Source organism: Bradyrhizobium sp. P2_E8, from assembly GCF_056403875.1.
On the sequence record NZ_JBFUES010000172.1, the window covers coordinates 1 to 9993 of the forward strand.

Annotated in this window: 6 protein-coding genes; all 6 read right to left on the reverse strand. The window is 63.7% G+C overall.

Features of this window, described 5'->3' with window-relative positions; genetic code table 11:
* Positions 1-1596 (reverse strand): tetratricopeptide repeat protein (locus AC1D00_RS12350; protein ID WP_477010864.1); only part of this gene is annotated, 1596 nt, incomplete at its 3' end.
* A 144-nt stretch (positions 1597-1740) separates the two neighbouring features.
* Positions 1741-3981 carry an O-linked N-acetylglucosamine transferase, SPINDLY family protein gene (locus tag AC1D00_RS12355; protein ID WP_477010865.1) on the reverse strand — a complete coding sequence of 747 codons (2241 nt, stop codon included), beginning with the start codon at positions 3979-3981 and terminating at the stop codon, positions 1741-1743.
* A gap of 133 nt (positions 3982-4114) precedes the next feature.
* Positions 4115-6355, reverse strand: coding sequence for an O-linked N-acetylglucosamine transferase family protein (locus tag AC1D00_RS12360; protein WP_477010866.1), 2241 nt, complete (start codon positions 6353-6355; stop codon positions 4115-4117).
* A gap of 100 nt (positions 6356-6455) precedes the next feature.
* The gene (locus tag AC1D00_RS12365) at positions 6456-7193 is read right to left on the reverse strand and encodes an amino acid ABC transporter ATP-binding protein (RefSeq protein WP_027542726.1); all 738 of its coding nucleotides are present in this window, start codon (positions 7191-7193) and stop codon (positions 6456-6458) included.
* Positions 7194-7204: 11 nt separating this feature from the next.
* Complete coding sequence (locus AC1D00_RS12370; protein WP_477010867.1) at positions 7205-8725, reverse strand: amino acid ABC transporter permease; 1521 nt, start codon at positions 8723-8725, stop codon at positions 7205-7207.
* The gene (locus AC1D00_RS12375) at positions 8722-9927 is read right to left on the reverse strand and encodes an amino acid ABC transporter permease (protein WP_477010868.1); all 1206 of its coding nucleotides are present in this window, start codon (positions 9925-9927) and stop codon (positions 8722-8724) included. Before AC1D00_RS12375 ends, AC1D00_RS12370 begins: the two co-directional genes overlap by 4 nt.
* Positions 9928-9993 lie beyond the last annotated feature (66 nt).

A 9993-nucleotide genomic window follows, 5' to 3' on the forward strand; every position in this document is an offset into this window, starting at 1 on the left:
ATCCAGGATGGGATCGGTCGTGATCAGGCACGGCAGGTCATGGACCTTTTCGGCAAGCAGATGGCGCGCCGATTCCGGAATGAAGATCGGATCCGCGAGCACGTAATCCATGGCCTGAAGGCCGGTACCGGTGGCATGTCCGAAACCCGTGACCTGGATCGGAGCCGGCTTCCGGGCGAAGACAGGGAGCCGGTTGCCGGTCGAATGCCCGGACACATCGATCAGGATATCGACCTTGTCGGCCTGAATACGATCGGCCAGTTCGTCGTCCGAAAGCTGCCAGGCGTCGACCCAGACGTCCGCCATCGACTTGAATTGGGCGGTCATCTCGTCCCGCAACGGCGAACACGAATAGCAGACGATCTCGAACTTGGCGTGATCGTGATTGCGGAGCACCGGCAACAGGCCGAACGCCGCCGAGTGGTACCAGAATTCGGCAGCGACATAGCCGATCACGATCCGCCTGTCGGGATCGAGCTGCCGCGGCGCCAGCGTCCTTTGCGGCACTCTGGCGCCGATCGTTTCACCCCAATATTTTCGCGCCGCCTGCTGAACCGCGAAATCGGCATCTGAGAGAAAGTCCAGAAAGTGGATCTTCCGCGCGATCAAGTCCAGATCCGGCGAGATTGCCAACGCCGCGTCGAGATGTTCGATCGCGGTTGCGATCTCTCCCTGGTTTGCAAAGCAGGCGCTCAGCAGCGCTAACGCGATCGCGGAGCGTGGATTTTCCTCGAGCAACGTCTTGCACGCCAGGATCGCCTGCGCCGTATTCCCCATGCCGAGCGAAACTTCCGCTTTTCCCCGCAAGGCCACCTCGAGCTTGGGCGAAAGCGCAAGCGCGGCATCGAAATCCGCTGCCGCCTGCTCCGGCCGCGATAGCGCAAGATTGAGCCGCCCGCGTTGCGCCAGGATCTTCGCCGAACCGGGCCTGATCGCGAGCGCCGCTGCGAGCGCGGCTTCCGCTTCATCGTAGTGCTTGAGCTCGATACTGGCCACGCCTTTGCCGACGAGCGCTTCGGCGTGACGCGGCTGAAACAACAAAGCGCGATCGAAACTTTGCCTGGCGCGGTCAAATTGGCCCAGCGCCAGCTCGGCCATGCCACGAYTGCAGAGCGCATCGGCATGGTCGGGCTTCAGCCTGATCGCGCGATCGTACAGCTCGATGGCCTGTTCGGGCAGGTTCATGTGGAGCAAGGTATTGCCGAGGCCGGTCAGAGCCGGCGGAAAATTCGGCTTCAGCGCGATCGCCTTCTCCTGACAGGTGYGGGCGGCCTCAAATTTCTGAAGGACGAAGTGCACAGCCGCGAGATTGTTGTAGGCCTCGTGCGAACGCGGATCGATCGCGACCGCGCGCTCGAGCAGCTGTTGCGCCTCCTCCAGGCGCCCGCCCTGTTGCACAGACAGGCCGAGCAGGTGCGTGGCGTCGAAATGATCCGGAACAGCTTGCAGGATCTGGCGGCAGAGCGCCTCGGTCTCCGCGTATCTGCCCTGGCCATAGGCGCTCGACGCGGCGGAGATGACGGCGTCCGCCTGCTTCTTCAATTTCTTCTGCAATCGCGCATTCTGGAATGCGCGCGCGCCGGCGCTGCTCTGCAAGGTGTCTCTCCGGAAATGGCTCGGGGAGAGCCTAACTGATTCGCGTGCCCGCCCGGCCGGTCAGCGGGACCGGCAACAGCTCGGGCATATCCCGGGGCTCGACGCGGGATCTAGCTCAGGAACCGCCTGGTGCGCCCGACCTGCCTACGCAGCGTCGTCGCTTTCCGAGGCGGCAGCACAATAGTCGCGCCAGAACCGGCGATAACCCGCTTCGAGCTCACGCGTGTAGATCTCGACATTGCCGGCGGGCGAGGCTGCAATCTGAGCCGGCAGACTTGCGCGCAMCTCGGCCAGAAGCGCCGGCTGCGAGGCAAATTTCCGGGCGATCTCGACATACCCCTCGTCATCCTCGGCGACCCAATCGCCGAGACCGACAGCAGCCACGATGGAGGCGCCGGCGCGCGAGGAGGCACCGTTGCCGAGCTTGGCCACAACGGGAACACCCGTGTAGAGCGATTCCCAGGTGCTGATGCCGCCATTTTGCGGGAACGTATCCAGGGAAATATCGACCTTGCCAAAGGCCAACAGGTGATCGTTGCGCGAGGTGGTGCCGAGGCACGTGATGTTCTCCTCGGCAATGCCCTGGGCAACGAAGCGTGCGACCAGGCCGTCGCGCAACAGGGGATCATCGAGCAAACCATGCTTGAGGATGATCCGCGATCCCGGCAGCTCCCGCATCAAGCGCGACCACACACGGATCGCATCATCCGATATCTTGTAGATGCGGTTGAATACGCCGAAGGTGACGTAGCCGTTGCGGAGCAGCGGCAGCTCGGAAGGCGGCAGATCCGAAACGGGCTCCATCGTGATCAGGCACGGCAGATCGTGGATTTTTTCGGCAAACAAGTGCCGGACCGGCGGTGGAATGAAAATGGGATCCGCGAGCACATAGTCCATGGTCTGCATGCCCGTGCCCGTCGCGTGTCCGAAGCCGGTGGCCTGGATCGGGGCCGGCTTCCGCGCGAAACACTGCAGCCTGTTGCCGGTTGTGTGTCCCGATACGTCGATCAGGATGTCGACATTGTCAGCCTGAATGCGATCGGCGAGCTCGTCGTCCGAAAGGTCCCAGGCGTCAACCCAGACGTCCGCCATTGACTTGAACATGGCGGTGTACTCGTCCGCTCCCGGCCAGGAGTAATAGCAGATGATCTCGAAATTGGCGTGATCATGGTGGCGCAGCACCGGCAGCAAGGTCAGGCCCGCCGAGTGTTGCCGGAATTCGGCAGCGACATAGCCGACCACAATTCGCTTTTCCGGATCAAGCGGCCGCTTCGGCAGCGTCCTCCGCGGCAGCTTGGAGCCGATCAAGTCCCACCAATCTCGCCGTACCGCCTGCTGGAGCGCGAAATCGGCTTCGGCGCGGTAGTCCTGCAAGAAGATCTTTCCCCTGATCGCGTCCCCATAGTTCGGCCGGATCGCCAGCGCGCGATCGAGATATTCGATCGCGGCGTCCATCTCTCCCTGGTTCGAATACGCGAAGCCCATCAGCGCCAGCCCCATCTCGGAGCGCGGATTTTGCTCGATCAAGGCGGTTGCGGCCGCCATCGCCTGCGCGGTCTTTCCCATCACGAGGCAGGCCTGAGCCTTGCCCCGGAGAGCCAGTTCGAGCTTGGGCGAGATCGCAAGCGCCGCCTCGAAATCCGCAAGCGCCGGCTCCAGGCGCTGCAACTCGTAACTGAGCCGCCCACGCTGGGCCAGGATCCTCGGCGAGCCGGGCTTGATCGCGAGCGCCATGGCGAGCTTGGCTGCCGCCTCCTCGTGGTGCCGGAGCTCCATGCTGACCATGCTGTTGCCGACGATGGCCTCGGCGTGACGCGGCTGAAACAGCAGGGCGCGATCGAAACTTTCCTTGGCGCGCATGATCTGTCCCAGCAATATCTCGACCATACCGCGATTGCAGAACGCATCGGCGTAATCCGGCTTGATCTTGATAGCGCGCTCGTGCAGCTCGAGCGCCTGCTCGTACTGCCCCAGATGCATCAGCGTATTGCCGAGGTTGGTCAGCGCCACCGCGAAATTCGGCTTCAGCGCGATGGCCCTCTCCTGGCACCGCCGCGCCTCCTCGAAATCGCCGAGGTCGAAATGCACGGTCGCGAGGTTGTTGTGGGCATCGTGCAGGCGCGGATCGAGCGCAATCACGCGCTCGAGCAGCTGTTGCGCCTCCTCCAGGCGGCGGCCGTCATGCGCGCACATGCCGAGCAGGTGCATGGCGTCGACATGATCCGGAAGCGCTTTCAGGATTTCACGGCAGAGCGCCTCCGTCTCGGCATATCTGCCCTGGCCATAGGCGGCGGCCGCGGCGGAGATGACAGCATCGGCCTGCTTCATCAATTTCTTCTGCAATCGCGCATTCTGGAATGCGCGCGCGCCGCCGCTGTTCTGCAAGGTTGCTCTCCGGAGGATGGCCTTGGTGAGAGTCTAACTGATTCGCAGCCGAGGCCGGCCGGTCAGCCGGAGCGGCAACCCATCCGGGATTCCCCGGGGCTTTGGACGTCCCGGTCCGTCGCGGCTGACCTGCCTACGCAACGTCGCAGGTTTCCGAGGCCGCGGCACAATAGTCGCGCCAGAACTGGCGATAGCCCGCCTCGACCTCACGCGTGTAGATCTCGATGTTGCCGGCCGGTGAATTGGCGATCTGAGCCGGCAGATCCGCGCGCAGCTTCGCCAGATGGGCGGGCTGCGCGGCATATTTGCACGCGATCGCGGCATAGCCCTCGTCGTCATCGGCGACCCAGTCGCCAAGACCGACGGCCGCCACAATGGAGCCGCCGGCGCGCGATGAGGAGCCGTTGCCGAGCTTGGCGACGACCGGAACGCCCGCATAGAGCGATTCCCAGGTGCTGAYGCCGCCRTTYTGCGGGAASGTATCGAGSGAWATGTCSACRTYCGCAAAGGCCMGCARRTGSTCGKKGCGCGGKGTCGWRCCCATGCAGATGACGTTCTCYTCGGCRATGCCCTSTGCCACGMACCGCGCRAYCAGGCGGTCRCGCAGCAWTGGATCGTCRAGCAGKSYRTKCTTGATGATGATCTTCGATCCSGTCACCTCKCGCATCRCTTTCGACCACACSCGSATKGCCTCGTCSGARATCTTGRAGATSCGGTTGAACACGCCGAAGGTCACRTAGCCRTTSCGGAGCATGGGAAGCTCCGACGGCGGCACATCCAGGATGGGGTCGATCGTGATCAGGCTCGGCAGGTCATAGACCTTTTCGGCCAGCAGATGACGCGCCGATTGCGGAATGAAGATCGGATCCGCGAGCACGTAGTCCATCGTCTGAAGACCCGTACCTGTGGCGTGACCGAAACCCGTGACCTGGATGGGGGCCGGCTTGCGGGCGAAGACATGGAGCCTGCTGCCGGTCGTATGTCCGGACACATCGATCAGAATATCGATCCCGTCGGCCTGGATACGATCGGCCAGTTCGTCGTCCGAAAACTGCGCGGCCTCGACCCAGACATCTGCGCAAGCCTTGAAATTCTCGGTCATCCCATCCTGCAACGGCCAGCAGGAATAGCAGACGATCTTGAACTTGGCGTGATCGTGATGGCGCATCACCGGCAACAGGGAGTACGCCGCCGAATGCTGCCTGAATTCGGAAGCGACATATCCGATCACGATCTGTCGGTCCGGATCGAGCTTGCGCGGCGACAGCGCCCTTTGCGGGAGTTTGGCGCCGATCTGATCCCACCAATATTTCCGCGCCGCCTGCTGGACCACGAAATCGGCCTCGGGCAGGTAATCCAGCACGAAGATCTTGTACCCGATGGCCTCCGGAAAGTCCGGCGCGATCGCCAGCGCCGCATCGAGATGTTTGAGCGCCGTCGCGATGTCTCCCTGGTTCGCATAGCAAGAGGCCAGGAGCGCCATTCCCGCCTCGGATTGCGGATTGACCTCGAGCAGCGTCTTGACGCCCGCCATCGCCCCCGCCGTGTTCCTCACCATGATGTCGACTTGCGCCCTCCAGCACAGCGCGAGCTCGTTCCGTGGCGATTGCGCCAGCGCGGCGTCGAAATCCGCCGCCGCCTGCTGCAGCCGGGACAGAGTCAGATAGAGCCGTCCACGCTGCACCAGAATCCGCGGTGAACCCGGCTTGAGCGCGAGCGCTGTGTCGAGAGCGGCTTCCGCCGCCTCGAAATGCCGGAGCTCGAGGCTCACCATGCCCTTGCCGGCGATCGCTTCCGCATGGCTCGGCTGAAGCGACAGGGCGCGATCGAAGTTCTCCCCGGCGCGTTCGAACTCGCCGATCATCAGCTGCGCCATGCCACGATTGCAGAATGCATCGGCAAAGTCCGGCTTCAGCCTGATGGCGCGTTCGTGCAGTCCGATCGCTTCCTTGGCGAGGCCGAGGTGCAGCATCGTATTGCCGAGATTGGTCAGGGTGATCGGACAATTCGGCTTCAGCGCAATGGCCTTCTCCTGGCATGCGCGGGCGTCCTTGAATTTCTGGAGATCGAAATACACGGCCCCGAGATTGCTATGGGCGTCCGGCGAACGCGGATYGAGCGCAACCGCGCGCTCGAGCAGGAATTCCGCGTCATCGAGCCGCCGGCCATCAAACGCGCGGAGGCCGAGCAGGTGCGTGGCGTGGAAATGATCCGGCACCTCCTTCAAGATCTCGCGGCAGAGTATCTCGACCTCGTCAAATCGGCCCTGCCCGAGCGCCTCGATCGCGAAGGACATGACGGCGTCCGCCTGCTTCCTCAACTTCTTTTCCAAACGCGCATTCTGGTATGCGCGCGCGCCGACACTGCTCTGCAAGGTCTCTCTCCGGAGGATGGTCCGAAAAGAGGCAAGCTGATTCGCATGGTGCGAAGCTGGTGGCTCGGTCAGGCCGGCGAGGCCTCCGGATTGCGGGTGCTCACCGCAAAATCTGGCTCAGGAACAGTTTTGTGCGGGCGTGCTGGGGGGCCGCAAAGAACTCGTTCGGGGTGTTGGCCTCGATGATCTGGCCGGCGTCCATGAACACGACGCGGTTGGCGACCTCGCGGGCAAATCCCATCTCGTGGGTCACGACCAGCATGGTCATGCCCTCCTCGGCGAGGTCGACCATGGTGTCGAGCACCTCCTTGACCATCTCGGGGTCGAGCGCCGAAGTCGGCTCGTCGAACAGCATCACCTTGGGATTCATCGTCAGCGCCCGCGCGATCGCGACGCGCTGCTGYTGGCCGCCGGACATCTGGCCCGGAAACTTGTTGGCCTGGTGCGGGATCTTGACCCGCTCCAGGAATTTCATCGCGGTCGCCTCGGCATCCCTCTTGGGGATGTTGCGGACCCAGATCGGCGCCAGTGTGCAATTGTCCAGAACCGTCAGATGCGGGAACAGGTTGAAGCTCTGGAACACCATGCCGACCTCGCGGCGCACGGCGTCGACATGCTTGAGGTTCGGCCCGAGCTCGATGCCATCGACGACGATCTCGCCCTCCTGGAATTCCTCCAGCGCATTGATGCAGCGAATCAGCGTGGACTTGCCTGAGCCCGAGGGCCCGCAGATCACGATGCGCTCGCCCTTCTTCACCTCGAGGTCGATGTCGCGCAGGACGTGAAATTCGCCGTACCATTTGTTCAGGCCGGAAATCTTGACGATGGGGTCGGACATGGTGGCCTCGATCAGGTGCGGCGGTGGGCGTTGAGGCGGTGCTCGACGAACAGCGAGTAGCGCGACATTCCGAAGCAGAACAGAAAATAGATGATCCCCGCGAAGGCAAAGCCCGTGAACGCGGTGGACGGCGTCGACCATTTCGGATCCGAGAACGAGGCCCTGAGCGAGCCCAGGAGGTCGAACAGCGCCACGATCGAGACCAGCGAGGTGTCCTTGAACAGCGAGATGAAGCTGTTGACGAGGTTCGGAATGACGTGGCGCAGCGCCTGCGGCAGCACGATCAGCGAGGTCGTCTTCCACCAGGACAGACCCAGGGCGGCCGCGGCCTCGCCCTGCCCGCGCGGGATAGCAGCGAGCCCGCCTCGGACGTTCTCGGCCTGATAGGCGCCCGTGAACAGCGCGATGCCGACCAGCGCGCGCACCAGGCCGTCGACCGTGAAATTGCYGGGCAGGAACAGAGGCAGCATGTAGGTGGCGAAGAACAGCACGGTGATCAGCGGCACGCCGCGCCAGAACTCGATGAAGGCGATCGAGAAGATCCGGATCAGCGGAATGGTGGAGCGGCGGCCGAGCGCCAATGCAATGCCGATCGGCAGCGAGGTGACGATGCCGGTGACGGAGACCACCAGCGTCACCAGCAGGCCGCCCCACAGGCCTGTCTGCACGATCGGCAGCCCGCCATGATCGAGCCCCATCAGCTTGATCACGATCGCGATGGCGACGAAGGTGGCAAAGCTCGATGCGAGCGCGCGCCAGCCGGTACGTACGCCGCCGCCGAGGACAAAGGCGATCAGCGAGACGATCACGGCGGTGATGGCGAAATCGGCCCAGACCGACTGGCCCGTGCCCTGGAGCTGATCGCGCAGCCAGGTCAGCGGAAAGATCAGCCAGTAGATCGCCGTGCCGACAAGGACGACGAGGTTGCCGATGACCCACAGCAGCGGGGCGATGGCCGACGTCTTGCTGAGATTGAGCAGGACCTGCCCTGCCCCGATGATGCTGTCGTCGAACAATTGCAGGAGGCCGGCCGTCCAGCTCAGGCCGAAGCCCGAGATGCCGCCGCCATGCAGCAAGAAGAATGCAACCACCGGAAAGGCGAAGAAGAACAGGCCGGCGTTCAGCCCTTTCGACGGCAGGCGCGGAACCAGCAGCGGCACCAGCAGAGCCGCCGCCAGGAAGAGCGTGAGGTTGACCCGCCAGCGCTCGGCCTCGGGATAGAAGCCGTAGATCAGTTGCGGCAGCTTGGCCTGGATGTAGGGCCAGCAGGCGCCGACCACAAATCCGGCATTCTCGGTCAGGCAGGCCGTGCGATCCGTGCCGGCCCAGACCGCATCGACCAGCAGGAACCTGACCGAGGGAATGATGGTGAACCAGAGCAGCAAGGCGCCCACGATCGTGAGCAGAATGTTGGTCGGCGAGTTGAACAGGCGCGTGCGCATCAGGCCGACGAAGCCCGTGGTCTTCACCGGCGCGGGACGCTCGGTGAGCAGGTCCCGGCGGACGAAGGTGGACGAGGTGATGTCGGTCATGCGCCCAGACTCCGGCTGACGCGCCAACCGTAGACGCTCATGACGGCGCTGGTGACGAGCGAGATCAAGAGATAGACGCCCATCGTCATGGCGATGATCTCGATCGCCTGTCCGGTCTGGCTCAGCGAGGTGCCGGCGAACACCGACACCAGGTCAGGATAGCCGATGGCGACGGCAAGCGAGGAGTTCTTGGTGAGGTTGAGATACTGGTTGGTCAGCGGCGGCACGATCACGCGCATCGCCTGCGGCACGACGATCAGCCGGAGCGTGGTGCCGCGGCTGAGGCCCAGCGATGACCCCGCCTCCATCTGTCCCTTGTGCACGGACAGGATGCCGGCGCGCACGATCTCGGCGATGAAGGCGGCGGTATAGGTCGACAAGGCCACTGTCAGCGCCACGAACTCCGGGATGATCCGCGAGCCGCCCGCAAAATTGAAGCCCTTGAGCTGCGGCAGCTCAAAGGTGAAGGGCAGACCGAAGATCAGCATCGTGACCAGCGGCAGTCCGAACAGCAGGCCCAGCACATAAGGCCAGATCCGGATCACCTGCCCGCGCTGGAACAGTGCGCGCCGCGCATGGAAGCGCAATGCCAGCGATGCGACGATGCCGAGGACCAGCATCGCCAGGAACGGCTCGAACCCGCTCTCGCCGATCGGACGGGGAATGACGAGGCCGCGATTGCTGACGAAGGCAATGCCGAGCAGCGAAATGCTCTGCCGCGGATTTGGCAGTGCCGCGAGCACCGCCAGGTACCAGAACAGGATCTGGAACAGCAGCGGCAGGTTGCGGATGATCTCGACATAGAGCYCGCCTATGCGCGACAGCAGCCAGTTGGGCGACAGCCGGCACAGCGCGACGACGAAGCCGATCAGGGTGGCGAAGACGATGCCGACCACCGAGACCACGAGCGTGTTCAAGAGCCCGACCACGAACACGCGCAGGAACGTGTCCGAGCCGGTGTAGGGGATCAGGGTCTGGTTGACGTCGAAGCCGGCATTGTTCCTGAGGAAGCCGAAGCCGGCGGCAATGTGCTGGTTTTCGAGATTGGCGCGGGCGTTGGAGACGATCTCATAGCCGATCCAGCCCAGGATCGCCGCAAAGGCAAACTGGACGGCGATGCCGTTCCAGCCTGCCTTGCCGCCCAGGATGCGCCTGATCTTCAGCGCGATCTGGGCCGGCGGTTTTCGAGCCTCGGTGCTCATCGCCGCGTGCCGCCGATCAAGCGGGATCAGCGAATCGGCGGCGCGTACTGGAGACCGCCCTTGTTC